The following is a 26,089-nucleotide window of genomic DNA, read 5'->3' on the forward strand; positions in this document are numbered from 1 at the left end:
GCGATGCAACCCTTTACCAATATCGACCTCGGCGGGCCGGCGCAGCCGCTGCTGAAGGTCAATCACCTGCTGAAGTACTTCCGCGGCGGCAAAGGCCGGGAGGTGGTCCAGGCGGTGGACGATATCAGCTTCACGGTGATGAAAGGCGAAACCCTGGGGGTGGTCGGCGAGTCGGGCTGCGGCAAATCGACCACCGCCCGGCTGCTGATGCAGCTGCTCACCCAGGACAGCGGCGAACTGATCTTCGACGGGCTGGGGGTCGGCTCGTCGCGTCTGCCGCTGAAAGCCTACCGTCGCCAGGTGCAGATGGTTTTCCAGGACAGCTATGCCTCGCTCAATCCGCGCCTGACCATGGAGGAGAGCATCGCCTTCGGCCAGCGGGTCCACGGCGTCAGCGCCAGAGAGGCCAGCGAATACGCCCGCTATCTGCTGGCGCACGTTGGCCTTGAGCCGGCGCGCTTTGCCGACCGCTATCCCCATGCGCTCTCCGGCGGCCAGCGGCAGCGGGTGAATATCGCCCGCGCGCTGGCGATGAAGCCGCGGCTGGTGATTCTTGATGAAGCGGTGTCGGCGCTGGATAAATCGGTGGAAGCTCAGGTGCTGCAGCTGCTGCAGGAGCTGAAGCGGACCCTCGAGCTGACCTACGTATTCATCAGCCACGATCTGCACGTGGTGCGCTGGCTGTCGGATCGGATCCTCGTCATGTACCTTGGCGAAGTGGTGGAGATCGGCCCGGCGGAGCAGCTGTTTACCGCCTCCGCCCATCCCTATACCCGGGCGCTGTTAAGCTCCATGCCCTCCATGGATCCGCAAAACCGCACCCTGACCTCGCCGCTGAGCGGCGATCCCCCCAGCCCCATCGCGCCGCCGAGCGGCTGCCGCTTTCACACCCGCTGCCCGCACGCGAAGGCGGTCTGCGCCGAGGTGAAACCGCGGCTGGAGGCGGTCGGGGAGGGGCACCAGAGCGCCTGCCTGATGGCGCAGCCGGCCTCGCCCTGGCATCAGAGCATCCCTCTTAAGGAGGTCAGCCATGTCGCATAACGCCTTTGTCCATGTGCGCGACCTGCGGGTCGTCTTTCGCCGCGACGGACAGACCATCAACGCGGTCAACGGGGTCTCCTTTGACGTACAAAAGGGGGAGGTGATGGCGTTGATTGGCGAGTCGGGTTCCGGCAAGAGCGTGACCCTGCGGGCGCTGATGCGCCTGCACCCGCCGGGGAGCAGTGAGCTCTCCGGCACCCTGCGGGTGGGGGACGACGCGGTGCTGACGATGAACGCCAGCCAGCTGCGGCGCTATCGCGGCGGGCGCTGCGCGATGATTTTTCAGGAGCCGCTGCTGGCCTTCGATCCGGTCTACACCGTCGGGCAGCAGATTATAGAAGGGCTGCGCCGCCACGAAGGGCTGTCGCGCCAGGCGGCCCGGGACAGGGCGCTGGAGGCCCTGCGCCAGGTGCGCATTCCCAGCCCCGAACGGCGGCTGGAGGCTTACCCGCACGAGATGTCCGGCGGGATGCGCCAGCGGGCGATGATCGCCCTTGCGCTCTCCTGTAACCCGCAGCTGCTGCTGGCGGATGAGCCAACCACCGCCCTCGACGCCACGGTGCAAATCCAGATCCTGATCCTGCTGCGCGAGCAGCAAAAGCAGCGCGGGCTGTCGATCGTGTTTGTGACCCACGATATCGGCGCCGCGGTGGAGATTGCCGACCGGGTGGCGGTGATGTACGCCGGGCGGATCGTCGAGGAGGCCGCCATGAGCGAGATCCTGCGCCACCCGCGCCATCCTTATACCCGGGTGCTGCTGGGCAGCCGGCCGAAAGAGGGGCTCAAGAAAGGCGATGCCCTGCACTGCATTCCCGGCGCGCCGCCGGATCTGGCGCGCTTGCCACCCGGCTGCGCCTTTGCCGAGCGCTGCCCGCACCGTCGCCCGGTCTGCGAGCAGAGCCTGCCGCCGACGGAGGCTGCAGCGGAGCGCCACACGGTGAGTTGCCACCGCTGGCGCGAGCTGGCGATTGACGCCCACGCGCAGGCCCTGGCCGTCTGACCGACGGCAACACACTCTACAGATGAAGGCCAGGCGCTGATGCCTTATTTCCCACCGCCGGTTGCGCTGGCGGCGACCTTGATGTCAGGAGACCACCATGAGCAGTGATGTACTTTTTACCCCCGCCACCGACACCACCCGCTGGCGCATCAATGGCGACCGCCTGTGGGCGTCGTTAATGGACCTTGCTCAGATCGGCGCCACGCCGAAGGGCGGCTGCCGCCGTCTGACCCTCACCGACCTCGACCGCCAGGGGCGGGACCGGGTGATTAGCTGGGCGCGGGAGGCCGGGCTGAGCGTCACCATCGATAAAATCGGCAATGTGTTTATGCGCCGGGAAGGGCGCAACCCCAGCCTGCCGCCCATCGTCTCCGGCAGCCATATCGACACCCAGCCCTCCGGCGGCAAATTTGACGGCAACTTCGGCGTGCTGGCGGCGCTGGAGGTGGTGCGCACGCTCAACGATCGGCAGATTGCCACCGAGGCGCCGATTGAGGTGGTGTTCTGGACCAACGAAGAGGGGTCGCGCTTCGTGCCGGTGATGATGGGCTCCGGGGTCTTTGCCGGGGTCTTCCCGCTGGAGGAGACCTGGGCCGTCACGGATAAAGAGGGCGTCAGCGTCGGCGAGGCGCTGGCGCAGATCGGCTATATCGGCGAGCAGACCCCGGGAGAGCATCCCATCGGCGCCTATTTTGAGGCGCACATTGAGCAGGGACCGATTCTCGAAGATGAAGCGAAAACCATCGGTATCGTGCAGGGCGTGCTGGGGATCCGCTGGTACGACTGCGTGGTGACCGGCCAGGCGTCGCACGCCGGACCCACGCCGATGCGCCTGCGTCAGGATGCCCTGCAGGTGGCGACCCGCATTATGCAGGAGGTGGTCGCCATTGCCGGGCGCAGCGAAGAGGGACGCGGCACCGTCGGCAGCGTGCAGGTGTGGCCCAACAGCCGCAACGTGGTGCCCGGGGAGGTCACCTTCTCCATTGATATGCGCAATCTCAGCGATGCGCTGGTGGATGAAATGGATCGCCAGCTGCGGGCGTTTATCACGGAGGTTGAGCGGGAGAGCGGTCTGCAGGTGGCCCTGAAGCAGGTGAGCCACTATCCGGCGGCGCCGTTCGATGGCGAATGCCAGCAGGCCATTGCCGATGCCGCGCAGCGGCTGGGCTACCCGGCGCGACCGATTGTCTCCGGCGCCGGGCATGACGCCGTGTATATGAGCTACCTGGCGCCGACCGGGATGATTTTTATTCCCTGCAAGGACGGGATCAGCCATAACGAAATGGAGTATGCCTCGCCGGAGCACGTCGCCGCCGGGGCCAACGTGCTGCTGCAGGTGATGCTCCAGTACGCCCGGCCGGTGTAGGCGGTCATCCCCCCCGGTGGGGCGACGCGTCAGGTCAAGCGCGGCTCCCGCTCCCTGCGCCAACCCGCTGGCGGCCAAATTTGCGCGAGCCCACCACGCACAGCACCACCCCGAGGGTGACCGCCAACATCAAGGGGCTGACGGTTTCGTGCAACAGCGCCGCCGACAGGCCAAGCCCAAAGAACGGCTGCAATAGCTGGAGCTGGCCGACGGCGGCGATCCCGCCCGCGGCCAGCCCTTTGTACCAGAAGATAAAACCAATCAGCATGCTGAAGAGCGACACATAGCCCAGCGCGGCCCAGGAGGAGGTCGATATGGCGCGCCAGGAGGCGGGCTGAACCATCAGCGAGGCGGGGAGCATCAACGGCAGGGCTATCACCAGCGCCCAGCAAATCACCTGCCAGCCGCCGAGCTCCCGGGTCAGCTTTGCCCCTTCCGCATAGCCGAGGCCGCAGGCGATCACCGCCGCCAGCATCAGCAGATCGCCGCTGAGCGACGCCGCCGCACTTTGCGTCAGGGCGAATCCCATCACCAGCAGGCTGCCCAGCAGCGAAAAGATCCAGAAAGCCCGCCGCGGACGTTCGCCGCCGCGCAGTACGCCGAAGAGGGCGGTCATCAGCGGCAGCAGGCCAATAAACACAATCGAATGCGCCGAAGTGATGCGCTGCAGGGCCAGCGCCGTGAGCAGGGGAAAGCCGATCACCACCCCGGATGAGACGATGATCAGGGGCACAAGCTGCGCCAGGCGCGGGCGTTTCTGACGAAAGCCGACCAGCAGGGCGACGGCAAGCAGCCCGGCGATGGAGGCGCGCAGAAAGGTCAATAACAACGGATCCATATCCTGCACCGCCAGCCGCGTCGCGGGCAGCGAACCGCTGAAAATGATCACCCCCAGTAAACCATGAAGCCATCCGGACCAGGGGCCGGGCGCCGATTTATCCAGTGTTGAATCTACCACGTTAACCTCGCGTTATCTGAATGGGCTGCGCCCGCTTGAGCATCGTCAGCGGCGATGGTAATGTGGCCAATCTGATACAATCAAATTATTGTCATAGATACATTTCACGATGAAAGCCCGATACAAAGCCGTTGTCGACCGATACGCGCAGGCGATCCGCAGCGGGCAGCTGCCCGCCGGCACCCGTCTGCCGACGCACCGTACCCTGGCCGCCGAGGAACGCCTCTCGCTGGCCACCGCCACCCGCGTCTACCGTGAACTGGAGGAGATGGGGCTGGTCAGTGGCGAAACCGGGCGCGGCACCTTCGTGCGGGACCTCTCGCTGCCGCCGGGGCATGGGGTCGACCAGCAGGCGGTGGCCGCCGACGTCGTGGATCTTAACTTCAACTACCCTTCGCTGCCGGCGCAGGGCGATGCGCTGCGCGAGGCGCTCAGGCAGCTGGCGATGGCGGGCGATATTGACTCGCATCTGCGCTATCAGCCTCACGCCGGGCGGCTCGCCGAGCGGGAAATCATCGCCCGCCATTTGACCTGCCGGCACTTTGCGCCGGACGCGGAAAATGTCCTGATCGTCAACGGCGCGCAGCACGGGCTGGCGGTGACCGTTATGGGGCTGTTACGTCCGGGGGATGTGGTGGCGGTGGATGCGCTGACCTATTCGGGCTTCAAGGTGCTGGCGGCGCTCTATCATCTGGAGCTGGCGGCGATCCCCTGTCGGGCCGAGGGGCCGGACCTGCAGGCGCTTCACACGCTGTGCCAGCAGCGGCGGGTGCGGGCGGTGTATACCATGCCGACGCTGCACAATCCGCTGGGCTGGGTGCTCAACGCCGGGCAGCGGCAGGCGCTGGCCGACCTCGCGCGCCAGCACGATCTGCTGATTATCGAAGATGCCGCCTACGCCCGGCTGGTGAGCCGTCCGCCGCCGCCGGTGGTCAGCTATGCGCCGGAAAGAACGGTGTATGTCACCGGATTTTCAAAAAATATCGCCACCGGACTGCGCGTGGGGGTGGTGATTTCTCCGCCGCGCTATCGACCGGAGATTGAGCGCGCCATCCGGGCCACGACGTGGAATACGCCGACGCTGATAAGCTCGCTGATCTGCGCCTGGATTGAAGATGGCACGGTGGCCCGCTTTGAAACGCAGAAACGACAGGATGCGCGACAGCGGCAGCAGGTGGCCCGCGAGGTGCTCTGCGGCCTTCCCGTCGTGAGTCATCCCGATTCGTACTTCGTCTGGCTGCCGCTGGGCGAAGAGAGCCGGGCCGACCGGCTGGCGAATGCGCTGATGGAACGCCGTATTTCGGTGTCGACCGCCGAGCCGTTCTGCGTCTCCGCCACGATCCCACAGGCGCTGCGCATCGCGCTCGGTTCGGTGCCTTTCGACAGCCTGCGCCCGGCGCTGCTCAACGTGCGTGACGCCGTCGAGTATGAGCAATCCCGCTAACCCATCTGCTCCAGCTGGCCGCGCAGGACTTCCACCCCCCGGGCGATGGCGTCGGGGTTAATGGCGTGGAATCCCATGCGAAAGTAGTTATCCGGCGGCGCGGCGTTGAGAAAATGGCGCGCCCCGGGCTCAATCAGCACGCCGGCGTGGGCGGCGCGCCAGGTAAGCTGTTGGGTGTTGATCTGCGCCGGGGTCTGCAGCCAGAAGGCGTTAGCGTGTTCGCTCCCCGCCAGCGCGCGGCACGACGGCAGGTAGCGCTGCAGGGCGGCGTGCAGGCGCTCCCAGCGCTGGGCGGAGTCGTAGTGGTAGCGCCGCAGATGGGTTTCATAATGGCCCTGGGCGAGGAAGTGGGCCATCTGGTACTGAATGTTGGTCGGCGGATGGCGATAGACCAGCCGGCGCAGGGCGCGCGCCTCGTCGATCAGGTCCGGGTCGGCGACCATAAACCCCAGCCGCAGCCCCGGCGACAGCGCCTTTGACAGGCTGCTGACATACACCACCCGGCCGCTGCGATCGCTGGCCTTCAGCGCCGGCAGCGGGTTTTGGGTAAAGTTACTCTCCGAGTCATAATCATCTTCAATGATCACCGCGTCATGGCGGGCGGCATACTCCAGCAGCTGGCGGCGGCGCGCGCTGCTCATCGCCACTCCGGTGGGCACCTGGTGGCCGGGGGTGACATAGTAGTAATCGCAGGGACGCTCATTAAGCACGATCCCCTCTTCATCCACCGGGTGCGGCGCTACCTCGGCGTCGGCGAGCAGAAAGGTGTTGATGGCTTCGCGAAAGCAGGGGTTTTCGACGCCAATGCGGGTGGTGGAAGAGAGCAGCAGCCGTGTCAGCAGGTAGAGGGCGTTTTGCGAGCCCAGGGTGATGAGAATTTCGTCCGGGGCGGCGACAATGCCGCGCTTGGGCAGCACCCGGGTGCGGATCTGCTCGATGAGCATCGGCACATCCTGGTCAATATGGTCGACCACCCACGCCGGATCGCGCACCCCGCCGTGCAGCCAGTTGGCCGCCGAGCGCCAGGTGGCCAGCGGGAACTGTCGGGTATCGGGCTGGCCGTAGATAAACGGGTAGCGGTAGTGCATCCAGCCCGCCGGTTTGAGGATCGACTCCTGCTGGCTGGGGGTCATCTGCAGCCGGTCGCCCCAGCGTGGTGCAGCCGCTTCGCGCTGCGGTGCACTCTCGACCGCAGGAGGCGAAGCGTCGTGATAGTCGGGATGCAGGTAGTAACCGCTTCGCGGGCGGCTTATCAGATAGCCCTCGTTGACCAGGCTTTCGAACACCAGGGCGGTGGTATTGCGCGAGACGCGTAGCTGGCTGGCCAGCTGGCGGCAGGAGGGCAGCGGGGTGTCGGCGGCGAAGATCCCGCTGAGAATGGCATTCACCAGCGTCTCTCGCACCTGCTCCTGCAAACCGCGGCCAGGCTCAAAATCAACGTGTAACAGGTGACGGATCATACGGGGCTCCTCTGGCAATAACGCATCGCGACCACCCCATAAGCTCAGCAAATTCCATACCACCCTTCCGCCATCTGACACAGCGATGCGGCCCATCTGGCTCTATACGGAATTGCAAAACGCTCCCACATTAAAAACGCATTCAGCCGCCGCGGACCGGAACCTCCCGGCCTCTATTTTGCATAAACCTTTTCGCGTTCTGGAATGAACCCGTCTGGCCCATCCATCAGGGGTGAAATAATGAAAAAATCATTGGCATCAATGTGTCTGAGCGCTGTATTAACGGTTGCTTTTTCTTATCACGCCGTCGCGGCCGATCTGCCGGAAATAGAAAAATCCGGCACCCTGAAAGTGGCGACGGAAGATGATTATGCGCCATTTAACTTTATGAATAATGGTCAGGCCGATGGCTTTAACAAAGATATGCTTGAGGAGTTACGTAAATACGCCAAATTTCATGTCGACCAGAGCATATTACCGTGGACCGGATTATTAGCGGCGGTTTCCACCGGACAATACGATATGGCCTTGACCGGGGCGGTTATTACCGATGAGCGGCTGAAGGTCTTTGATTTCACCCCGCCGTGGGCCTCCGCGCAGCACTATTTCGTCAAACGCGCTGGCGATACCTCGCTAAACACCATTGCCGATCTCAGCGGCAAAAAAGTGGGCGTGCAGGCGGGCAGCGCGCTGCTGGCGCGTTTGCCGGAGCTGAAGGCGATGCTGGAGAAGACCGGCGGCAAGCTGGGGCCGGTGGTGGAGTACCCCTCCTATCCGGAAGCCTACGCCGACCTGGCGAATAAGCGGCTGGATTACGTGATTAACGTGGTGATCTCGGTGAACGACCTGGCGAAAGCCAAACCGAAGGTCTTCGCCAAAGGGCTGGCCGTCTCCGGACCGGGCTATATGGCGTGGCCGATCCCGAAAAACTCGCCGCAGCTGCTGGCCTATATGACCAAGTTTATGAACCACATGAAGGAGACCGGCAAGCTCGCCGAGCTGCAGAAAAAGTGGTTTGGCGAAACCTATGACAACCTGCCCACCGAGGCGATCACCAGCCCGGAACAGTTTCATAAGCTTGCCGGTCTGTAATGTTCCGCGGCGGGCGACCGCCGCCTGTTGCTGAGAAGGAGGGCCTCATGGATGCAATTTCCTGGCAGTTATTAATCGAAGGCGCATGGACGACCCTCTGGATTTCGGCCATCGCTATCGCCTTCGGGGTGGTGGCGGGGCTGCTGATCGCCCTGGTGCGGATGCTGCGCCTGCCGGTTATCGACCAGCTGCTGGTGGTCTATATCAGCCTGGCCCGCGCGACGCCGCTGGTGACGCTGGTGCTGTTTCTGTTCCTTTCCCTGCCCACGATGGGCATTAACCTCGACAAGAACGTGGCCGCCATCGTGGCGCTGACGCTTAACACCTCGGCGTTTAACGCTGAGATCTGGCGCAACGCCTTCCGCACCTTTCCGCGCGAACAGCGGGAGGCGGCGGAATCGGTGGGAATGCGCCGCTGGACCTACTTCCGCTACATCATGCTGCCGCAGATGTGGATCGAGAGCCTGCCGGCGCTGGTCAATGAGATGTCGTTTTTGATCAAAGGTAGCCCGGCCATCGCCGTGATCGGCGTGGTGGATCTCACCCGGGTGACCAACCGTATCTCCTCGGTCACCTACGAGCCGCTGTCGCCGATCCTCGCCGCCGGCCTGCTGTATGTGGCGATCATCGGCTGTTTATTGAAGCTGCAGGGGATCGCGGAACGGAAAGCCAGGCGCCTGGCGCGCTAGCAACGGGAGGTATTATGAATCAGTGGGGCGTTATCTGGTCGGTACGCGATAGCTTTATTGCCGGGTTATTCGCGACCCTCGAACTGTTTATTACCGCCGCCCTCGCGGCCCTTATTATCGGTATTGCGCTGTGTTATTTTAGCGAATATCAAAAGAAAGTCCTTAACCGGGTTATCATTGGTTTCGTCAGCCTGATGCGCGCGATCCCTTTTTTGATCCTCGCCTATCTGCTGTATTACGGACTGCCGCAGCTCGGTATTAGCATGGAGCCGTGGACCGCCGGTTTACTGGCCCTGATTATTTATCATGGCGCCTATTTTTTTGAAATATTGCGCAGTCAGCGGCGGGTATTTTCCGGCGGGTATATTGAAGCCGCCATTGCTCAGGGCTTTTCTCGCTATGCCATTTTTCGGCGGATTATTTTACCCAATATCGTCTCTTCCGCCTTACCGCTGATCGGCAATCAGCTGATTATCTGCCTGAAGGACACCGCTTTCCTGAGCATTATTACCGTTCAGGAGATCACCGCCGCCGCCAACAGCGTCCAGGCGACCTATTTTATTCCGTTTAACGCCTTTATCGTTGCCATTGGGCTTTACTGGGCGATCAGCATTCTGCTGGAGCTGCTGATTAAGCGCCTGACCGCCTGGGGAGCCAAAAGAGGAATGAGCCATGCCTGAGTCTATTGCCGTAAGCGTCAAAAACGTCTCCAAGCAGTTCGATAATGTGGAAGTCCTGCGGGATATTAACCTGACGGTGGAGAAGGGGACCGTGGTGAGTATTCTCGGCTCGTCCGGGTCGGGAAAATCCACCCTGCTGCGCTGTATGAACTGGCTGGAACAGCCGGACCGCGGCGAAATTCATATCGGCGGTCAGCGGCTGGGGATTGATGAGCAGCGCGGCCGGGCGATGTCGCACCGCCAGCTGGCGAAAATTCGCGAGCGGGTGGGGATGGTGTTTCAGAGTTTTAACCTGTGGCCGCACCTGACCGTGCAGCAGAACGTCAGCGAGGCGCTGCTGCGCGTTAAGGGCATGAAACGAGACGAGGCGCAGGCCATGGCCATGCAGCAGCTGGAGAAAGTCGGCATGGCGCACAAAGCCGATGTCTACCCGATCACCCTCTCCGGCGGGCAGAAGCAGCGGGTGGCGATCGCCCGTTCGCTGGCGATGTCGCCGGAAGTTATCCTCTTTGACGAACCGACCTCGGCGCTGGATCCGGAACTGGTGAACGAGGTGTTAGGGGTGATGAAAGCCCTTGCCGCCGAGGGCTACACCATGGTGGTGGTGACCCACGAGATGGATTTTGCCCGCCAGGTGTCCAATGAGGTGGTGTTTCTGGAGAAGGGGCTGCTGATTGAGAAGGCGCCGCCGGAGAAGTTTTTCACGCAACCTGACTCCGAACGCGTCAGGCAGTTTCTGCAAAGCAGCCGCTAGACCGGCCTGTGCCCCCTGCCGGCAGCGCCGGCAGGGGGAGCGTCGGGTTTCGCTTAATCCCGGTCGATGGCGAACGGCTGCCACGCCTGGCGCACCGGCATCACCTCCACCCGGTTAATGTTCATATGCGCCGGCAGCGTGGCGATATAAAACATCTGCTCGGCGATATCGCGCGCGCTCAGCGGCGTGGTGCCGCGATAGAGCTTATCCGATGCCGCCTGGTCGCCCTTAGTGCGCACCAGGGTAAATTCGGTCTCGGCAATCCCCGGCGCCAGATCGGTGACCCGCACGCCGGTGCCAAGCAGATCGCAGCGCAGGTTATAGCTGAACTGTTTTACAAAGGCCTTGCTGGCGCCATAGACATGGCTGCCGGGATAGGGCCACTGCCCGGCGATCGAGCCGATATTGATAATGCTCGCCCCGGCGCCATGGCGGATCAGCGTCGGCAGCAGGGCGTGGGTCATCGTCACCAGACCGGTGACGTTGGTGTCGATCATCGTTTTCCAGTCCTCCAGCGCCACCTCCTGCGCCGGCAGCGGCGACAGCGCCAGCCCGGCGTTGTTGATCAGGGTGGTGATATCGGCGAAATCGGCGGGCAGCGACGCCACCGCCGCAGCCACCGCCTCGCTGTCGCGAACGTCAAGCTCAATAATATGCACCGGCACCTGGGCGGCGAGTCTGTCCTGCAAGGCCTTCAGTCGCGGATAGCGGCGCCCGCTCAACACCAGCGACCAGCCCGCATCGGCAAACACCTGCGCTGCCGCTTCGCCAAAACCCGAGGTCGCCCCGGTGATAAACACTACGTTGCTCGTTGCCATCTCATTCTCCTGTGCGGTTGTCCCTTCACTATAAAAACGCCGGACGGCAAGGCACAGGGCCAGACGACGGGCGGGGATGTGACACCGTGTCACATCGTTTTGCGCACACTGGCTCTATCCCATTTGCGCGGCCGCGGCCAATGATGAAGTCAACCACTACGACATGAGAGAGGGCAGGGTATGAAGCTGGCAATTCACAACGAGGTCGCGGTAAGCAATGACGAAGTTCGGCAATTGGATCGCGCCTATGTGTTTCATTCATGGTCGATGCAGGGCAATCTCAACCCGCTGGTCATCGCCGGGGCGCAAGGCTGCGAGCTATGGGATTATGAGGGGAACACCTGGCTCGACTTCAGCAGCCAGCTGGTGAACGTCAACATTGGCTATCAACATCCCCGGGTGCTGGCGGCCATGAAGGCGCAGCTGGAGACCCTGGTCACCATTGCGCCCGCTACCGCCAACCTTGCCCGCGGCGAAGCGGCGAAGCGCATCGTCGACCTGGCGCCGGCGGGCTTCAGCAAGGTGTTTTTCACCAACGCCGGGGCGGATGCCAATGAGAACGCGATTCGCATGGCGCGGCTGTATACCGGACGCGACAAGGTGCTGTCGGCCTATCGCTCCTACCATGGCAACACCGGCAGCGCGATCGCCGCCACCGGCGACTGGCGCCGGGTGCCGAATGAGTTTTCCCGCGGCCATGTGCACTTCTTCAATCCTTACCTTTACCGCAGCGAGTTCAACGCCGCAACCGAGGAGGAGGAGTGCCAGCGCGCGCTGGCCCATCTGCGGCGGATCATTGAATGCGAGGGGCCGACGGCTATCGCGGCGATCCTGCTGGAGTCTATCCCCGGCACCGCCGGGATCCTCGTGCCGCCGGTAGGCTATATGCAGGGCGTGCGCGCGCTGGCCGACGAGTTTGGCATCGTGCTGATCCTCGATGAGGTGATGGCCGGCTTTGGTCGTACCGGCAGCTGGTTCGCCTTCGAACAGGATGGCGTGGTGCCGGATCTGGTGACCTTTGCCAAGGGGGTTAACGCCGGCTACGTGCCGGCGGGCGGGGTGCTGATTAGCGAGCCGATTGCCCGCTATTTTGACGATCACTTCTTCGCCGGGGGGCTGACCTACTCCGGCCATCCGCTGGCGATGGCGGCGATTGTCGCCACTATCGACGCGATGAAAGAGGAGAAGGTGGTTGAGAACGCGGCCTATATCGGCAACGAGGTGCTGCGCCCCGGTCTCGAGGCGCTGGCGGAGAAGCACGCCATTATCGGCGAGGTGCGCGGTCGCGGCCTGTTCCAGGCGCTGGAGCTGGTGAGCAGCCGTGAACAAAAAACGCCGTTGACCGCCGCCGACATGGCCGCGATCAAAGGGGCCCTGACCGAAGCCGGGCTGCTGGCCTTTGTGGTGGAGAACCGCATTCATGTGGTACCGCCGTGCACCATTACTGCTGAGCAGGTGGCGCAGGGGCTGGGGATTTTTGATGCGGTCTTCGCCCGCTTTGCCAGCCTGGCGAAGTAGGGGAGGGTAGCGGAAGCGACCGCCGGACGGTTCCCTCTCCCTCCGGGAGAGGGCCAGGGGGAGGGGAAGCGCTGCCGTGTGGTTTTTTATGTTATCTGTGGCTTCAGCGTAGTTTGCGCTCCCGGCTAATCGTCTGCGTTATGTCAATTCCGGGCAGATTGCGCTCCCGGTTAATTTTCTGCGTTATGTCTCTTACGGCGCAGGGAGCGCACAGGGGGCGGCCAGTCGCCGCCGCCCCCTGTACCCCCGGCCTGCCGGGAACGTCTCAGCGATTTTGAGGCCGCCAGCACCGGCAGTTTCAGCAACAATGGTGAATAAATTAACGACAGGTCGTAAGAACGTAGGCCGGGTAAGGCGCAGCCGCCACCCGGCGGAATAACGGTACCAGCGTCAATTTCCCTGTGCATGCTGCGCCTGGCAGGGCTACAACTTCTATGTTAATTCCGGGCAGATTGCGCTCCCGGTTAATTTTCTGCGCTATGTCTCTTATGGCGCTGGGAGCGCACAGGGGGCGGCCAGTCGCCGCCGCCCCCTGTACCCCCGGGCTCCGGCCAGCAAAATCGCCGCTGCGCGGTCCCTTCGACTTATCCCTGCAGGCTTCGGGTCGGGCCGAGGCAGCGTCCATGCAAAACACGGCCCTCAGCCCGCATCCATGCGGGCTGCCCCGGCCTTCCGGGAACGTCTCAGCGATTTTGAGGCCGCCAGTACCGGCAGTTTCAGCAACAATGGTGAATAAATTAACGACAGGTCGTAAGAACGTAGGCCGGGTAAGGCGCAGCCGCCACCCGGCAAAATAACGGCACAACCGGAAATGTCCTTGTTCGCACTGCGCCTGGCAGGGCTACAACTTCTATGTTAATTCCGGGCAGATTGCGCTCCCGGTTAATTTTCTGCGTTATGTCTCTTACGGCGCAGGGAGCGCACAGGGGGCGGCCAGTCGCCGCCGCCCCCTGTACCCCCGGGCTCCGGCCAGCAAAATCGCCGCTGCGCGGTCCCTTCGACTTATCCCTGCAGGCTTCGGGTCGGGCCGAGGCAGCGTCCGTGCAAAACACGGCCCTCAGCCCGCATCCATGCGGGCTGCCCCGGCCTTCCGGGAACGTCTCAGCGATTTTGAGGCCGTCAGCACCGGCAGTTTCAGTCGCACAAGTGGGTAAATCAACGACAGGTCGCACGAACCCTCCAGGCCGGGTAAGCGAAGCGCCACCGACAAAACGATGGCTCCTCCGCTGACCTCACTTCATCCGGTGTTCCCCGTTGAGCAGCGCTTCGCGATCGAAAAAGCGCTGGATCACACCCTCCGCCATAAACGCCGCCCGATCGGACATATGGGCGATGACGTCGGCATCGTGGCTGACCAGCAGATAGGTCATGCCGTGCTCCTGTTTCAGGCGATTAAGCAGATTGAGGATTTCCGCCTGCACCGACATATCCAGCGCCGAGGTCGGCTCATCCAGCAGCAGGATCTGCGGACGCAGCAGCAGGGCACGGGCAATGGCCACGCGCTGCCGTTGACCGCCGGAGAGCTGGTGCGGATAGCGGCGTGCGGCGTCGGCGGCCAGACCCACCTGCTCAAGGGCGGTGGTTACCCGCGGGGCAACGTCGCGGATGCCGTGGATCTGCAGCGGCTCCGCCAGGGTGCGCCACAGGGTGTGGTTGGGATGCAGCGAAGCATACGGATCCTGAAATACCATCTGCACATTGCGTCGCAGCTCGCCCTGAAAGCGGGCGCCCGGCGCGATGGCCTGGCCCAGCAGCGCCACGCTGCCGCGCCATTCGCGCTGTAATCCGGCGAGCACTCGCAAAATCGTCGATTTGCCGCAGCCCGAGGCGCCGATCAGGCTGAAGGTTTCCCCGGCGTCGACACGGAAACTGGCGGCGGAAACCGCCGTCTTCGCGCCGAATGTTACCTGTAGATCCTTAAGATTAACGATCGCCATGGGTCGTCTCCGTAAAGTCCTGGGTTCTGTCGAGGGTCGGCAGCATCTGACCGTAGGTTTGCGCATTTGGCCGGCAGGTCCACAGGGTGCGGGTATAAGGGTGCGTCGCGGTCGGCAGCGCCCGCGCCGGCATCTCATCGACCTGTCTCCCCTGGTACATCACCAGCACGCGATCGCAATGCGCGGCCACCAGCGGTAGATCGTGGCTGATCAGTAACATGGCCATCTGCCGCTGCGCGCACTGCTCCACCAGCAGCTCGAGGATCTGGTTGCGCAGGCGGGCGTCAAGGGCCGAGGTCGGCTCGTCGGCTATCAGCACCCTCGGGTTATTGAGCAGCGCGAGGGCGATCATCACCCGCTGCCCCATCCCGCCGGAGAGCTCGCCGGGATAGCGGCTGAGGACCGGGAGATCCAGACCGACGGCGGCGATGGCGTCTTTGACCGCCTCGGCGCGAGCGCGGCGGCGGAGACGCTGATGCAGGGTTAACGCCTCCTCCAGCTGCGTCTGAATGGACTGCACCGGATTCAGCGCATAGCGCGGATCCTGCAGCACCATGGCGATATCGTTGCCGCGCAGTTCGCGCCAGCCGTGGGCGCTGAGGGTCAGCACATCGCGCCCCAGCACCTCCAGCCGTTCGGCGCTCACCACCCCGGGCTTGCGCACCAGGCCCATCAGCGCCCGGGCGGTCATCGATTTGCCGGAGCCGGATTCCCCCACCAGCGCCAGCCGCTCGTTGCCGAGGGTGAAGCTGACGTTGTCCACCACCCGGGCGGTGGGGTAGTCGACGGCGAGTCCCTGGACGGTCAGTCGGATGTCAGTCATGTTGCGGCTCCAGAATATCGCGCAGGCCATCGCCCAGCAGGTTAAACGCCAGGCTGGCGAGCAGGATCGCCGCGCCGGGGATGGCGGCGATCCACCACTGATCGAAAATCACCTGCATCCCGTCGGCAATCATCGCTCCCCACTCCGCCATCGGCGGGCGGGCGCCCAGGCCGAGAAAGCCGAGCCCGGCGGCGGCGAGGATAATGCCAGCCAGATCGAGCGCCAGCCGGACAATCGCCGACGGCAGACACAGCGGCAGAATATGGCCGACCAGCAGCCGCCGGCCGCGGATGCCCAGCATCTCCGCCGCGGCGAGATAGTCGCTATGGCGCAGGCGCTGAATTTCGCTGCGCGCCTGACGGGCGTAGGCCGGCCAGGTAGTCAGGGCTAACGCCAGCGCGCCGTTGACCAGCCCCGGGCCGAGCATCGCCACGAACGCGAAGGCGAGGATCAGCCGCGGCATCGACATCACCACGTCGGTAAAGCGCATCAGTATCCGCTCCAGCCACCCGCCATAGTAGCCGGAGAGAATACCCACCAGCAGACCGACGGGCAGGGTAATGGCGGTCACCAGCGCGACCAGACCCAGCGCCGGACGGGCGCCGTAGAGCAGGCGCGACAGCAGATCGCGGCCGTAGCTGTCGGTGCCGAGCCAGTGCCCCGCGCCCGGGCCCTGCAGGCGGGCGGCGGCATCCTGCCAGTTAGGATCGTGCGGCGCCAGCCACGGAGCGAACAGCGCGGTCAACACCAGCAGGATCACCAGGGTCAGGCCGCTGAAGGCGGCGGGTGAGCGGCGCAGACGGCGCAAAAACAGATAAGTCGGCATCAGCGCACCCTCGGGTCGGTTAACCGCACCAGCAGGTCGGTCAGGTTATTGATCAGCACAAAACTCACGCCGATCAGCAGCGTGCCGCCCATGATCGCCGTGGTATCCCCGGCGAACAGCGCGGTGGTGAGGTAGCGACCGATCCCCGGCCATGAGAAGACGGTTTCGGTGAGCACCGCCCCTTCGAGCATTGAGGTCCAGGCGAGGGCGGTCACCGTCAGCAGGGTGCCGCGGATATTGGGCAGGACGTGGCGCAGCAGAATCGTCATCTCACCGGCCCCTTTGGCCCGCGCCAGCAGAATGTACTCTTTGTTCATTTCACTGAGACAGGCGGAGCGGGTCAGACGGGTGATGCTCGCCAGCGAGTAATAGGCCAGAACCAGCCCCGGCAGCAGCAGATGGCCGATAGCATTTTTGAAAGCCGCTGTATCGCCGGAGAGCCAGGTGTCGATCAGCGCAAAACCGCTGCGCGGCTCGACGGTGTACTGATAAATATCGTCGAGACGACCCGGGCCCGGCGCCCACTGCAGCCGGGCGTAGAACAGGGCCAGCATCAGCAGGCCGAGCCAGAATATCGGCACCGAGTTGCCCAACAGGGTAAAGGTGCGCACCGCCAGATCCCACGGCGAACCGGCGTAACGGGCGCACAGCACCCCGGCGACGATGCCCAGTATCGCGCCGACGATCAGCGCCAGGGTCGCCAGCTCAAGGGTCGCCGGGAAGACCGCCAGCAGATCGTGGAGCACCGGCTGGCCGGTGGCGCTGGCGATACCGAGATCGCCATGGGCCAGGTTGACCAGATAGTGCCAGAACTGCACCGGCAGCGGCTGGTCGAGGCCCAGCTGATGGCGAACCTGATCATAGGTCGACTGGCTGGCATGGTCGCCGACGATCTGCAGTACGCGGTCGACCGGCGACAGCGCGGAGAGCGAGAAGGTGACCAGCAGCAGCCCGAACAGCGTCAGCAGCAGCGTCAACAGCCCCTGCAGCAGGCGGGTAAGATGAGTGGAAAACGATGGCATGGAAAATGGAAATTCCTGGTATATCAACATGGTTCCCGGCGGCGCGACGCCCACCGGGTCCGGGTGGAAAAACGGTCATCCGGGCAGGGCGAGACCGCCGTGCCCGGTAACATAACCCGCTTACTTGGTCACGTTATCGTACCAGACCATGTCGGCGTTCAGCCCCTGCTGATAGCCCTTCACGTTATCGCGCACCACGATCTGGATTTTCCCCTGGTCAATAAAGACGTATGGCGAATGCTGCAGCAGGGTTTCCTGCATCGTTTTGTACAGGTCGAGGCGTTTCGCCGGGTCCGGCTCCGCCACCGCGGCGAGGGTGGCTTTATTCAGCTCAGGGATCTGCCAGCCGTTGAGCCCGGCCACGGTGCTGGATTTACCATCGTTCCACGCGAAGGCGCTGGCGTTGGAATGGGCATCAAAGTAGTCGGGGATCCACAGGCGGATCGCCGCCTGATGCTGCTTCGCGCGCACCCGGGCATAGACCTGGCTGCCGGCGGCCGGCAGGAGATCCACCTTCACCCCGCCCTGGGCAAAGCTGGCCTGCAGCGACTGGGCGATGGTGATAAACGGCGGTTTGTTCTCCACGTCGAGGGTGAAGTGCGCATCCTTAATGCCCGCTTTATCAAGGATAGCCTTAGCTTTTTGCGGGTCGAAGGCGAATGGATTGGTCTCCAGCGCCCCCGGCAGGCCGGCCGGCAGGAAGCTTTGGTGAATAAAGTACTGGCCTTTCAGCAGATTTTTGGTGATGCCCTCATAATCGACCAGCCAGCGCGCCGCCTCCCAGAAGGCCGGATTATTGAGCAGCGGGTTGGCGCTGTTGGCGGTATTAAACACCAGATAGTTCTGTTCGGCGGACGGGATGCTCAGCACCTTCACGCCGGGTTTATCCTGCAGGGCGGCAATCTGGTCAGCGCCGAGATCGCGGGCCACGTCGGCATCCCCCTGCTGGATCAGCAGGCGGCGGGAAGCCGGGTCGGGGACGTTTTTAATAATGATGCTCTTGATCTTCGGCGCGCCGGTGGGGGAGCTGGCGTTGGCCTCCAGCACGATGGCCTGATGCGGCTGGTAGACGCGCATTTTATAGGCCCCGCTGCCCGCCGAGTGCATCTTCAGCCAGTCGTTGCCGAAGTCGTTATTTTTCGCGTTCGGCGCCACCTGTTTTTCATCAACGATAGAGGCGATGGGAGTGGAGAGAATATTCAGCGCCACCGCCGGGCTGACGTCGGCAGTCCAGTGCAGCGTCAGGGTATGGTCGTCAACCTTTTTCAGCTGGCTGGCGATGTTGTCCGGCTGCCAGCCGAGCACGTTGAGAATAAACGCCGGCGATTTATTCAGCGTCACCGCGCGGGTGTAAGAGAAAATCACATCTTCCGGGCGCAGCGGATTACCGGAGGCGAATTTGGCATCCGGCTTCAGTTTGATGGTCAGGGTTTTCGTCGCCGGGTCGGCCTGCCAGCTTTCGGCGAGGATCGGCACGATTTTTTCAGGGTTGTTGCGGTCCGGCTGTACCAGGCGCTGGTAGAGGCTGGGCACCGTCTGAATGCTGGAGAGTTCGTTCGCTTCCGCCGGGTCGAGGCTGACGATATCGTCGAGACCCTGGGCGACCACCAGCGTGTTGGGCGGCGTGGCGGCATGCACGGCGGCGGAGAGCGCCGTCAGTACCAGTAAAGGCAACAGTTTCTTGGTCATATGCAATCCCTGAAAAATGGTTATTTTAATTTTTTATGCTTCGCTACGTTAGGCCGCTTGCCAAAAGGCGTAAAGTCAAAATAAGGATATCCTTATGCTAAAAACGCATAATCAAGAACGACAGGTTATTGCCAGGCGTGCAGAAGCGCCTTTCTCGGCTGCTGGCTTCTTGCTATAACGCATTGTCTATTGCGAGGAGGTGGGTGTGCCGGAAATCAATGAGTTTGGCCAGCAGGTGAACGATCTTGTCCCTGGCTGGCAGGGGGCGCGAGTCCTGCGGCGAACGGCGTTAAATGGCCGTTTTTGTCAACTGGAGCCGCTGGACGTTGACCGTCATGCGGCGGATCTGTTTGCCGCCTATGCGCTCGGCGACAACAGCGACTGGACGTGGCTGGCGTCTACGCGGCCGGAGAGCGTGGCGGCGACCGCCCACTGGATCGCGGGCAAGGTGAATGATGATGCTCTGGTGCCCTACGCGGTGATTGACCTGCGTAGCGAGCAGGCGGTGGGTATCGTCAGCTATATGGCGATCGAACGGGAAATGGGCACGGTTGAGATCGGCCATGTCACCTGGTCGCGACGGATGAAAAACACCCCGCTGGGTACCGAAGCGGTCTGGCTGTTGCTGAAGAACGGCTTTGATCATGGCTACCGTCGACTGGAGTGGAAATGCGATTCGATGAATGTCGCCTCGCGCAGGGCCGCCGAGCGGCTGGGCTTTAGCTGGGAAGGGCGCCTGCGGCAGAGGCTGGTGCGCAAAGGGCGGACGCGCGACAGCGATATGCTGTCCATCATCGATGGCGAGTGGCCTGCGCGCGATGCGGCGCTGCGGGCGTGGCTGGCGGCGGAGAACTTTGCTGCCGACGGGCAGCAGATCAAACGCCTGGAGGCGTTTCGCTAACATCAGAGGCTGTCCCGACCTTCCGGGAACGCCTCTGCGATTTTGACGCCGCCGATACCGGTAGCGTAAGTGGCTACATTAACCGCTGGCCGCCCGGATCGTAGGCCGGGCAAGGCATAGCCGCCATCCGGCCTAAACGATTAGCGGCGAACCGGCGCGTCGCCAGCGACATAATACGCCGCGGTGCTGCGCGGCAGCGGCTGGCGGCCGCGAATGGCGTCAGCCATCTTCTCGCCGATCATAATGGTGGTGGCGTTCAGGTTGCCGGTGATGATCTGCGGCATAATTGACGCATCGACCACCCGCACTCCTTCCAGACCGTGGACCCGGCCTTCGCCGTCGACCACCGCCATCTCGTCGTAACCCATCTTACAGGTCCCGCACGGGTGGAAGGCGGTCTCGGCGTGGTTGCGCACAAACTCATCCAGCTCGGCATCGCTCTGGCAGTCAATACCCGGGCTGATTTCGCGGCCGCGATACTTGTCCAGCGCCGGCTGGTTCATGATCTCCCGGGTGATGCGAATGGCGTCGCGGAACTCCTGCCAGTCCTGCTCATGGGACATATAGTTAAACAGGATCGCCGGATGGGCGTGCGGGTCGCGCGACTTCAGACGCACGTGGCCGCGGCTGGGGGAGCGCATCGAGCCGACGTGGCACTGGAAGCCGTGCTCTTTCACCGCGTTGGAGCCATTGTAGTTAATCGCCACCGGCAGGAAATGGTACTGAATGTTCGGCCAGGCGAACTCGGCGCGGCTGCGGATAAAACCGCCCGCTTCAAACTGGTTGCTGGCGCCGATCCCGGTGCCGCCGAACAGCCACTCGGCGCCGATCTTCGGCTGGTTCCACCACTGCAGCGCCGGGTAGAGCGACACCGGCTCTTTGCACTCGTACTGCAGGTACATCTCCAGATGGTCCTGCAGATTCTCACCCACGCCGGGGAGATCGTGGACCACCGGGATATCGAACTGCCTGAGCAGCTCGGGGTTGCCGACGCCGGAGCGCTGCAGGATCTGCGGCGAGGCAATCGCCCCGGCGCACAGCAGCACCTCTTTGTTGGCCGTCGCTTTTGACGGGATAGTGCTTTCCCCCTCCAGCCACTCGACGCCCACCGCGCGCTTGCCGGAAAAAATAATGTGATCGGTCAGCGCATGGGTGCGGATGGTCAGGTTGGGGCGACCGCGCGCCTGGTCGAGATAGCCGCGGGCGGTGCTGGCGCGACGGCCCTGCGGCGTCACGGTGCGGTCCATCGGACCAAAGCCTTCCTGTTGGTAGCCGTTGAGATCGTCGGTGCGCGGATACCCCGCCTGCACCCCGGCTTCAACCATCGCCTCGAAGAGCGGATTATTGCCCGGCTTCGGCGTGGTGACGCTCACCGGGCCATCGCCGCCGTGATAGTCGTTGGGCCCGATATCGCGGGTTTCCGCTTTCCGGTAGTAGGGCAGGCAGTCGAGATAGCTCCAGTGTTCCAGTCCCGGGGCGGCGGCCCAGTTATCGAGGTCCAGAGCGTTGCCGCGAATGTAGCACATGCCGTTAATCAGCGAGGAGCCGCCGAGCCCTTTACCACGCCCGCACTCCATGCGGCGGTGGTTCATATAGGGCTCCGGTTCGGTCTCGTAGGCCCAGTTGTAGCGTTTGCCCTGCAGCGGGTAAGCCAGCGCGGCGGGCATCTGGGTGCGGAAGTCGAACCGGTAGTCCGGGCCGCCGGCCTCCAGCAGCAGGACGGTGGTGGTTGGATCTTCAGTCAGTCGTGTCGCCAGAACGTTGCCGGCGGAGCCGGCGCCAATAATGATGTAGTCAAATTGCAAAAAAACCTCCCGGTTAAAATATGGACTGGAATTTACCCATCTCAACCTGGATGGACTTCACCTGGGTGTAACTCTGCAGGGTCATCACGCCGTTCTCGCGGCCAATACCGGAGTGCTTATAGCCGCCGACCGGCATCTCCGCCGGGGATTCCCCCCAGCTGTTGATCCAGCAGATGCCGGCTTCCAGCTGATGAATGGCGCCGTGGGCGCGGTTCAGGTCGGCAGTGACGATACCCGCCGCCAGACCGTAGTCGGTATCGTTGGCGCGGCGGATCGCTTCTTCTTCGGACGCGTAGCTGAGGATGGACATCACCGGGCCGAAGATCTCCTCGCGCACGATGGTCATCTCATCGGTGCAGTCGGTAAACACCGTCGGGGCCACCCATGCGCCGTTGTCAAAGCCTTCGCCCTTCAGCACGTCGCCGCCGCACAGCAGGCGCGCGCCTTCTGCTTTGCCTTTGGCGATGTAGCGCAGCACATTGTCACGGTGCGGGAAGCTGACCAGCGGGCCAAAGTTGGTGGTTTCATCGAACAGATCGCCCGCGCGGATGCGGCCCACGCGCTCAACGATTTTCTGCTCAAACGCTGCCTTAACCTTCGCGGGAACGAACACTCGGGTGCCGTTGGTGCACACCTGGCCGGAGCTGAAGAAGTTGGCCATCATGGCGATGTCGGCCGCGAGATCGAGATCCGCATCGTCGAAAATAATCAGCGGCGATTTACCGCCCAGCTCCATGGTGACCTCTTTCAGCGATGAGGCTGCGGAGTTGGCCATCACCTTTTTGCCGCTGGCGACGCCGCCGGTAAAGGAGACTTTAGCGATGCCCGGATGTTCAGTCAGGTACTGGCCGGTCTCCGCACCCACGCCCGGCAGGACGTTAAACACCCCGTCCGGCAGGCCCGCTTCGCTGTAAATTTCCGCCAGCCTGAGGGCGGTGAGCGGGGTGACTTCGCTCGGTTTGAAAATCATTGCATTGCCGGCGGCCAGCGCTGGCGCCGATTTCCACAGGGCGATCTGGATCGGATAGTTCCACGCGCCGATCCCGGCCACCACACCCAGCGGTTCGCGGCGGGTGTAGACGAACGACGTCTCGCGCAGGGGGATCTGACTGCCTTCCAGCGCCGGGATCAGCCCCGCGTAATACTCCAGCACGTCGGCGCCGGTGACGATGTCCACGGTTGAGGTTTCGGAATACGCTTTACCGGTGTCGAGGGTTTCCAGCTTTGCCAGCTCGTCGTTGCGCTTGCGCAGGATATCGACGGCGCGACGCAGGATGCGCGAGCGTTCCATGGCGGTCATCGCCGCCCAGATTTTTTGCCCGCGCCGCGCGCTCTCAACGGCGCGGTCGACATCCTCGCGTCCGGCAGCCTGAACGGTCGCCAGCACCTCGCCAGTGGCAGGGTTGATGGTCTCGAAGGTGCGACCGCTGGTGGCCGATGTATAACCACCATTAATATAAAGCTGCTGTTCTGCCATTCGGGACATAACGCCTCCTCGGTTATGGGTTCGGTAAATGCTGACGAATAAAGTGGCTGGTCAGCGACTGCGCCAGCGTCTTATCCAGCGGTTTGCCGCTGAGCGCCGCCCGCAGCCACAGGCCGTCTATCAGCGCCGCCAGCCCGTAGCCGGCCTCCTGGGCCTGCTCGCGCGGCAGCTCGCGGCGGAACTCGTACACCAGGTTTGACAGCAGGCGGCGGCTGCTCACCTGCTGCAGACGGTAGAGCATCGGCTGGTGCATGCTGCTGGCCCAGAAGGCCAGCCAGGCCTTCATCGCCGCGCTGCTGATCTGCGTCTCATCAAAGTTGCCGCCGACTATCGCCTGCAGACGCTCTCCGGCGCTGCCGTCCGGCAGGGCGTGCAGACGGTTAAGCACCGCGTCGCGCAGCTGGCTGGTGATGTCGCGCATGGTCGCTTCCAGCAGACCATTTTTGTCTTTGAAATAGTGACTGATGATCCCCGTCGATACGCCCGCCCGCCGGGCGATCTGCGCGATGGTCGCGTCGTGCATTCCGACTTCATTTATTGCGTCCAGCGTGGCGTCGATCAGTTGCCTGCGCCGGATTGGCTGCATCCCCAGTTTGGGCATTTTTGCCACTCCATTCATCAGCGTTGGTTAACTATTAAAGCGGTTTTTGATTGGACGTTCAATATAAAATGTGTCTTAATTGTTACGTTATTGAATTTTAATAGTTACAAAAACAGTGGGGATACTGGATGACAGATCTTTCGCAAAACAGAGAAAAGGACAAAATCAATCCGGTGGTTTTTTATACCTCGGCCGGACTGATTTTGTTGTTTTCCCTGATGACGATCTTTTTTCGCGATTTTTCTGCCGAGTGGATTGGGCGCACCCTGGACTGGGTGTCGAAAACCTTCGGCTGGTACTATCTGCTGGCGGCGACGCTGTATATCGTCTTCGTCGTCTGCATTGCCTGTTCGCGCTTCGGCTCGGTGAAGCTCGGGCCGGAGCAGTCTAAGCCCGAGTTCAGCCTGCTGAGCTGGGCGGCGATGCTGTTCGCCGCCGGGATCGGCATCGACCTGATGTTCTTCTCGGTCGCCGAACCGGTGACGCAATATATGCAGCCGCCGGAAGGGGCGGGGCAGACCATCGAGGCGGCGCGCCAGGCGATGGTGTGGACACTATTCCACTACGGACTCACCGGCTGGTCGATGTATGCCCTGATGGGCATGGCGCTGGGATACTTTAGCTATCGTTATAATTTGCCGCTCACCATCCGCTCGGCGCTCTATCCTATCTTCGGGAAAAAGATTAATGGCCCCATCGGCCACAGCGTCGATATCGCGGCGGTGATCGGCACCATCTTCGGCATCGCCACCACCCTCGGCATTGGCGTGGTGCAGCTCAACTACGGTCTGAGCGTGCTGTTCGATATTCCTGACTCGCTGGCGGCGAAGGCGGCCCTGATAGCGCTGTCGGTGATCATCGCCACCATCTCGGTCACCTCCGGGGTGGACAAGGGCATCCGCGTGCTCTCCGAGCTGAACGTCGCCCTCGCGCTGGGGCTGATCCTGTTCGTGCTGTTCATGGGCGATACCTCCTTCCTGCTCAATGCGTTAGTGCTGAACGTCGGCGACTACGTCAACCGCTTTATGGGCATGACGCTGAACAGCTTCGCCTTCGACCGCCCGGTGGAGTGGATGAACAACTGGACGCTCTTTTTCTGGGCGTGGTGGGTGGCCTGGTCGCCGTTCGTTGGCCTGTTCCTGGCGCGCATTTCTCGCGGGCGCACCATCCGCCAGTTTGTGATGGGCACCCTGATTATTCCGTTCACCTTTACCCTGCTGTGGCTGTCGGTGTTCGGCAACAGCGCGCTGTATGAGATCATCCACGGCGACGCGGCCTTTGCCGGGGAGGCGATGCTCCACCCGGAGCGCGGCTTCTACAGCCTGCTGGCGCAGTATCCGGCGTTTACCTTTAGCGCGTCGGTGGCGACCATTACCGGTCTGCTGTTCTACGTCACCTCTGCCGACTCCGGCGCGCTGGTGCTGGGAAACTTTACCTCGAAGCTGAAGGACATCAACAGCGACTCCCCGAACTGGCTGCGCATCTTCTGGTCGGTGGCTATCGGTCTGTTGACCCTCGGGATGCTGATGACCAATGGCATCTCGGCGCTGCAGAACACCACGGTGATCATGGGGCTGCCGTTCAGCTTTGTGATTTTCTTCGTGATGGCCGGACTGTATAAGTCCCTGAAGGTGGAAGATTACCGCCGGGTCAGCGCCAGCCGCGACACTGCCCCGCGCCCGCTCGGCCTGCAGGATCGGCTGAGCTGGAAGAAGCGCCTGTCGCGGCTGATGAATTACCCGGGCACGCGCTATACCAAACAGATGATGGAGACGGTGTGCTTCCCGGCGATGGAGGAGGTTGCCCAGGAACTACGGCTGCGCGGCGCCGCGGTGGAACTGAAGAGCCTGCCGCCGGAAGAGGGCGAGAACCTTGGTCACCTCGATCTGCTGGTGCACATGGGCGACGAGCAGAACTTTATCTACAAGATCTGGCCGCAGCAGTACTCGGTGCCGGGCTTTACCTATCGGGCGCGCAGCGGGAAATCCACCTATTACCGGCTGGAGACCTTCCTGCTGGAGGGCAGCCAGGGTAACGACCTGATGGATTACAGCAAAGAGCAGGTGATCACCGATATTCTCGACCAGTACGAGCGGCACCTGAACTTTATCCATCTGCACAGGGAAGCGCCGGGGAACAGCGTGATGTTCCCGGATGGCTAGTCAGGGGAGCCCCCGTC

22 protein-coding genes are annotated in these 26,089 nt (G+C 62.8%); 11 read left to right on the plus strand and 11 right to left on the minus strand.

Translation table 11 applies throughout. The features are described 5' to 3' along the window. The first annotated feature begins 3 nt into the window (after nt 1–3). The 3 genes from ACOI7Z_RS00480 (at nt 4) to ACOI7Z_RS00490 (ending at nt 3,407) form a co-directional block, all read left to right on the plus strand. Nucleotides 4–1,041 (plus strand): ABC transporter ATP-binding protein, encoded by a 1,038-nt coding sequence (locus ACOI7Z_RS00480; protein WP_048334323.1) that lies wholly within the window; start codon nt 4–6, stop codon nt 1,039–1,041. Continuing rightward, nucleotides 1,031–2,041: an ABC transporter ATP-binding protein gene (locus ACOI7Z_RS00485; RefSeq protein WP_044521499.1), complete on the plus strand. Its 1,011-nt coding sequence runs from the start codon at nt 1,031–1,033 to the stop codon at nt 2,039–2,041. The genes ACOI7Z_RS00480 and ACOI7Z_RS00485 overlap by 11 nt, the downstream gene beginning before the upstream one ends. Nucleotides 2,042–2,138: 97 nt before the next feature. Next, the gene (locus tag ACOI7Z_RS00490) at nt 2,139–3,407 is read left to right on the plus strand and encodes a Zn-dependent hydrolase (protein ID WP_065804681.1); all 1,269 of its coding nucleotides are present in this window, start codon (nt 2,139–2,141) and stop codon (nt 3,405–3,407) included. A 34-nt stretch (nt 3,408–3,441) separates the two neighbouring features. On the opposite strand, the gene ACOI7Z_RS00495 is transcribed toward ACOI7Z_RS00490, so the two are convergent. Further along, nucleotides 3,442–4,350, minus strand: a complete 909-nt coding sequence (locus ACOI7Z_RS00495) for a DMT family transporter (protein WP_032429109.1) — start codon at nt 4,348–4,350, stop codon at nt 3,442–3,444. Between the two features lie 124 nt (nt 4,351–4,474). Here ACOI7Z_RS00495 and ACOI7Z_RS00500 point away from each other — a divergent pair, with 124 nt between their 5' ends. Beyond that, the gene (locus ACOI7Z_RS00500; RefSeq protein WP_087849358.1) at nt 4,475–5,809 is read left to right on the plus strand and encodes a PLP-dependent aminotransferase family protein; all 1,335 of its coding nucleotides are present in this window, start codon (nt 4,475–4,477) and stop codon (nt 5,807–5,809) included. Here the strand turns inward: ACOI7Z_RS00500 and ACOI7Z_RS00505 are convergent. Next, nucleotides 5,806–7,269, minus strand: a complete 1,464-nt coding sequence (locus ACOI7Z_RS00505; protein ID WP_087849357.1) for a PLP-dependent aminotransferase family protein — start codon at nt 7,267–7,269, stop codon at nt 5,806–5,808. The genes ACOI7Z_RS00500 and ACOI7Z_RS00505 overlap by 4 nt on opposite strands. Before the next feature lie 240 nt (nt 7,270–7,509). Between ACOI7Z_RS00505 and ACOI7Z_RS00510 the strand changes: the two genes are divergently transcribed. The 4 genes from ACOI7Z_RS00510 to ACOI7Z_RS00525 are packed head-to-tail and all read left to right on the plus strand — an operon-like array spanning nt 7,510 to nt 10,484. Further along, complete coding sequence (locus ACOI7Z_RS00510; protein WP_022631237.1) at nt 7,510–8,361, plus strand: transporter substrate-binding domain-containing protein; 852 nt, start codon at nt 7,510–7,512, stop codon at nt 8,359–8,361. A gap of 47 nt (nt 8,362–8,408) precedes the next feature. Continuing rightward, nucleotides 8,409–9,050, plus strand: a complete 642-nt coding sequence (locus tag ACOI7Z_RS00515; protein ID WP_002893187.1) for an amino acid ABC transporter permease — start codon at nt 8,409–8,411, stop codon at nt 9,048–9,050. Between the two features lie 14 nt (nt 9,051–9,064). Continuing rightward, entirely contained in the window at nt 9,065–9,730 is a 666-nt protein-coding gene (locus tag ACOI7Z_RS00520) for an amino acid ABC transporter permease (protein WP_048296980.1), read from the plus strand. Continuing rightward, on the plus strand, nt 9,723–10,484 hold the full coding sequence (locus tag ACOI7Z_RS00525; RefSeq protein ID WP_032455037.1) for an amino acid ABC transporter ATP-binding protein: 762 nt from the start codon (nt 9,723–9,725) through the stop codon (nt 10,482–10,484). The genes ACOI7Z_RS00520 and ACOI7Z_RS00525 overlap by 8 nt, the downstream gene beginning before the upstream one ends. A gap of 53 nt (nt 10,485–10,537) precedes the next feature. On the opposite strand, the gene ACOI7Z_RS00530 is transcribed toward ACOI7Z_RS00525, so the two are convergent. After that, nucleotides 10,538–11,302: an SDR family NAD(P)-dependent oxidoreductase gene (locus ACOI7Z_RS00530; protein ID WP_023288749.1), complete on the minus strand. Its 765-nt coding sequence runs from the start codon at nt 11,300–11,302 to the stop codon at nt 10,538–10,540. A 180-nt stretch (nt 11,303–11,482) separates the two neighbouring features. On the opposite strand from ACOI7Z_RS00530, the gene ACOI7Z_RS00535 reads away from it, so the two are divergent. Next, the gene (locus ACOI7Z_RS00535; RefSeq protein ID WP_087849356.1) at nt 11,483–12,820 is read left to right on the plus strand and encodes an aspartate aminotransferase family protein; all 1,338 of its coding nucleotides are present in this window, start codon (nt 11,483–11,485) and stop codon (nt 12,818–12,820) included. Nucleotides 12,821–14,052: 1,232 nt separating this feature from the next. Here ACOI7Z_RS00535 and ACOI7Z_RS00540 read toward each other — a convergent pair. From ACOI7Z_RS00540 to ACOI7Z_RS00560, 5 genes are all read right to left on the minus strand, one after another. Further along, on the minus strand, nt 14,053–14,757 hold the full coding sequence (locus tag ACOI7Z_RS00540; RefSeq protein WP_032455040.1) for an ABC transporter ATP-binding protein: 705 nt from the start codon (nt 14,755–14,757) through the stop codon (nt 14,053–14,055). Beyond that, a complete protein-coding gene (locus ACOI7Z_RS00545; protein ID WP_087849793.1) occupies nt 14,744–15,580 on the minus strand; it encodes an ABC transporter ATP-binding protein in 837 nt (278 codons plus the stop codon). The genes ACOI7Z_RS00540 and ACOI7Z_RS00545 overlap by 14 nt, the downstream gene beginning before the upstream one ends. Next, nucleotides 15,573–16,406 (minus strand): ABC transporter permease, encoded by an 834-nt coding sequence (locus tag ACOI7Z_RS00550; RefSeq protein WP_065882576.1) that lies wholly within the window; start codon nt 16,404–16,406, stop codon nt 15,573–15,575. Before ACOI7Z_RS00550 ends, ACOI7Z_RS00545 begins: the two co-directional genes overlap by 8 nt. Then, nucleotides 16,406–17,428, minus strand: a complete 1,023-nt coding sequence (locus tag ACOI7Z_RS00555; protein ID WP_065882575.1) for an ABC transporter permease — start codon at nt 17,426–17,428, stop codon at nt 16,406–16,408. The genes ACOI7Z_RS00550 and ACOI7Z_RS00555 overlap by 1 nt, the downstream gene beginning before the upstream one ends. Before the next feature lie 120 nt (nt 17,429–17,548). Beyond that, entirely contained in the window at nt 17,549–19,117 is a 1,569-nt protein-coding gene (locus ACOI7Z_RS00560) for an ABC transporter substrate-binding protein (RefSeq protein ID WP_087849792.1), read from the minus strand. A 205-nt stretch (nt 19,118–19,322) separates the two neighbouring features. Between ACOI7Z_RS00560 and ACOI7Z_RS00565 the strand changes: the two genes are divergently transcribed. Continuing rightward, nucleotides 19,323–20,018, plus strand: a complete 696-nt coding sequence (locus ACOI7Z_RS00565; RefSeq protein WP_023288756.1) for a GNAT family N-acetyltransferase — start codon at nt 19,323–19,325, stop codon at nt 20,016–20,018. 140 nt (nt 20,019–20,158) lie between these two features. Here ACOI7Z_RS00565 and betA read toward each other — a convergent pair whose 3' ends face one another. The 3 genes from betA to betI are packed head-to-tail and all read right to left on the minus strand — an operon-like array spanning nt 20,159 to nt 23,910. Next, nucleotides 20,159–21,823 carry a choline dehydrogenase gene (gene betA / locus ACOI7Z_RS00570; RefSeq protein ID WP_085551163.1) on the minus strand — a complete coding sequence of 555 codons (1,665 nt, stop codon included), beginning with the start codon at nt 21,821–21,823 and terminating at the stop codon, nt 20,159–20,161. 13 nt (nt 21,824–21,836) lie between these two features. Next, nucleotides 21,837–23,309: a betaine-aldehyde dehydrogenase gene (betB, locus tag ACOI7Z_RS00575; protein WP_137916298.1), complete on the minus strand. Its 1,473-nt coding sequence runs from the start codon at nt 23,307–23,309 to the stop codon at nt 21,837–21,839. Nucleotides 23,310–23,322: 13 nt separating this feature from the next. Continuing rightward, nucleotides 23,323–23,910: a transcriptional regulator BetI gene (betI, locus tag ACOI7Z_RS00580; RefSeq protein ID WP_023288759.1), complete on the minus strand. Its 588-nt coding sequence runs from the start codon at nt 23,908–23,910 to the stop codon at nt 23,323–23,325. A gap of 128 nt (nt 23,911–24,038) precedes the next feature. Here betI and betT point away from each other — a divergent pair, with 128 nt between their 5' ends. Continuing rightward, nucleotides 24,039–26,072, plus strand: coding sequence for a choline BCCT transporter BetT (betT, locus tag ACOI7Z_RS00585; RefSeq protein ID WP_023288760.1), 2,034 nt, complete (start codon nt 24,039–24,041; stop codon nt 26,070–26,072). The last annotated feature ends 17 nt before the right edge of the window (nt 26,073–26,089 follow it).

The organism is Klebsiella sp. C283, from assembly GCF_048822555.1.
Lineage (GTDB): Bacteria > Pseudomonadota > Gammaproteobacteria > Enterobacterales > Enterobacteriaceae > Klebsiella > Klebsiella quasipneumoniae.

What these genes read in the sequence shown, in the direction of transcription:
- ACOI7Z_RS00480 (WP_048334323.1), top strand. Translation starts at nt 4, where the DNA reads ATGCAACCCTTTACCAATATCGACCTCGGCGGGCCGGCGCAGCCGCTG.
- ACOI7Z_RS00485 (WP_044521499.1), top strand. Translation starts at nt 1,031, where the DNA reads ATGTCGCATAACGCCTTTGTCCATGTGCGCGACCTGCGGGTCGTCTTT.
- ACOI7Z_RS00490 (WP_065804681.1), top strand. Translation starts at nt 2,139, where the DNA reads ATGAGCAGTGATGTACTTTTTACCCCCGCCACCGACACCACCCGCTGG.
- ACOI7Z_RS00500 (WP_087849358.1), top strand. Translation starts at nt 4,475, where the DNA reads ATGAAAGCCCGATACAAAGCCGTTGTCGACCGATACGCGCAGGCGATC.
- ACOI7Z_RS00505 (WP_087849357.1), bottom strand. Translation starts at nt 7,269, where the DNA reads ATGATCCGTCACCTGTTACACGTTGATTTTGAGCCTGGCCGCGGTTTG.
- ACOI7Z_RS00510 (WP_022631237.1), top strand. Translation starts at nt 7,510, where the DNA reads ATGAAAAAATCATTGGCATCAATGTGTCTGAGCGCTGTATTAACGGTT.
- ACOI7Z_RS00515 (WP_002893187.1), top strand. Translation starts at nt 8,409, where the DNA reads ATGGATGCAATTTCCTGGCAGTTATTAATCGAAGGCGCATGGACGACC.
- ACOI7Z_RS00520 (WP_048296980.1), top strand. Translation starts at nt 9,065, where the DNA reads ATGAATCAGTGGGGCGTTATCTGGTCGGTACGCGATAGCTTTATTGCC.
- ACOI7Z_RS00525 (WP_032455037.1), top strand. Translation starts at nt 9,723, where the DNA reads ATGCCTGAGTCTATTGCCGTAAGCGTCAAAAACGTCTCCAAGCAGTTC.
- ACOI7Z_RS00530 (WP_023288749.1), bottom strand. Translation starts at nt 11,302, where the DNA reads ATGGCAACGAGCAACGTAGTGTTTATCACCGGGGCGACCTCGGGTTTT.
- ACOI7Z_RS00535 (WP_087849356.1), top strand. Translation starts at nt 11,483, where the DNA reads ATGAAGCTGGCAATTCACAACGAGGTCGCGGTAAGCAATGACGAAGTT.
- ACOI7Z_RS00540 (WP_032455040.1), bottom strand. Translation starts at nt 14,757, where the DNA reads ATGGCGATCGTTAATCTTAAGGATCTACAGGTAACATTCGGCGCGAAG.
- ACOI7Z_RS00545 (WP_087849793.1), bottom strand. Translation starts at nt 15,580, where the DNA reads ATGACTGACATCCGACTGACCGTCCAGGGACTCGCCGTCGACTACCCC.
- ACOI7Z_RS00550 (WP_065882576.1), bottom strand. Translation starts at nt 16,406, where the DNA reads ATGCCGACTTATCTGTTTTTGCGCCGTCTGCGCCGCTCACCCGCCGCC.
- ACOI7Z_RS00555 (WP_065882575.1), bottom strand. Translation starts at nt 17,428, where the DNA reads ATGCCATCGTTTTCCACTCATCTTACCCGCCTGCTGCAGGGGCTGTTG.
- ACOI7Z_RS00560 (WP_087849792.1), bottom strand. Translation starts at nt 19,117, where the DNA reads ATGACCAAGAAACTGTTGCCTTTACTGGTACTGACGGCGCTCTCCGCC.
- betB (WP_137916298.1), bottom strand. Translation starts at nt 23,309, where the DNA reads ATGTCCCGAATGGCAGAACAGCAGCTTTATATTAATGGTGGTTATACA.
- betI (WP_023288759.1), bottom strand. Translation starts at nt 23,910, where the DNA reads ATGCCCAAACTGGGGATGCAGCCAATCCGGCGCAGGCAACTGATCGAC.
- betT (WP_023288760.1), top strand. Translation starts at nt 24,039, where the DNA reads ATGACAGATCTTTCGCAAAACAGAGAAAAGGACAAAATCAATCCGGTG.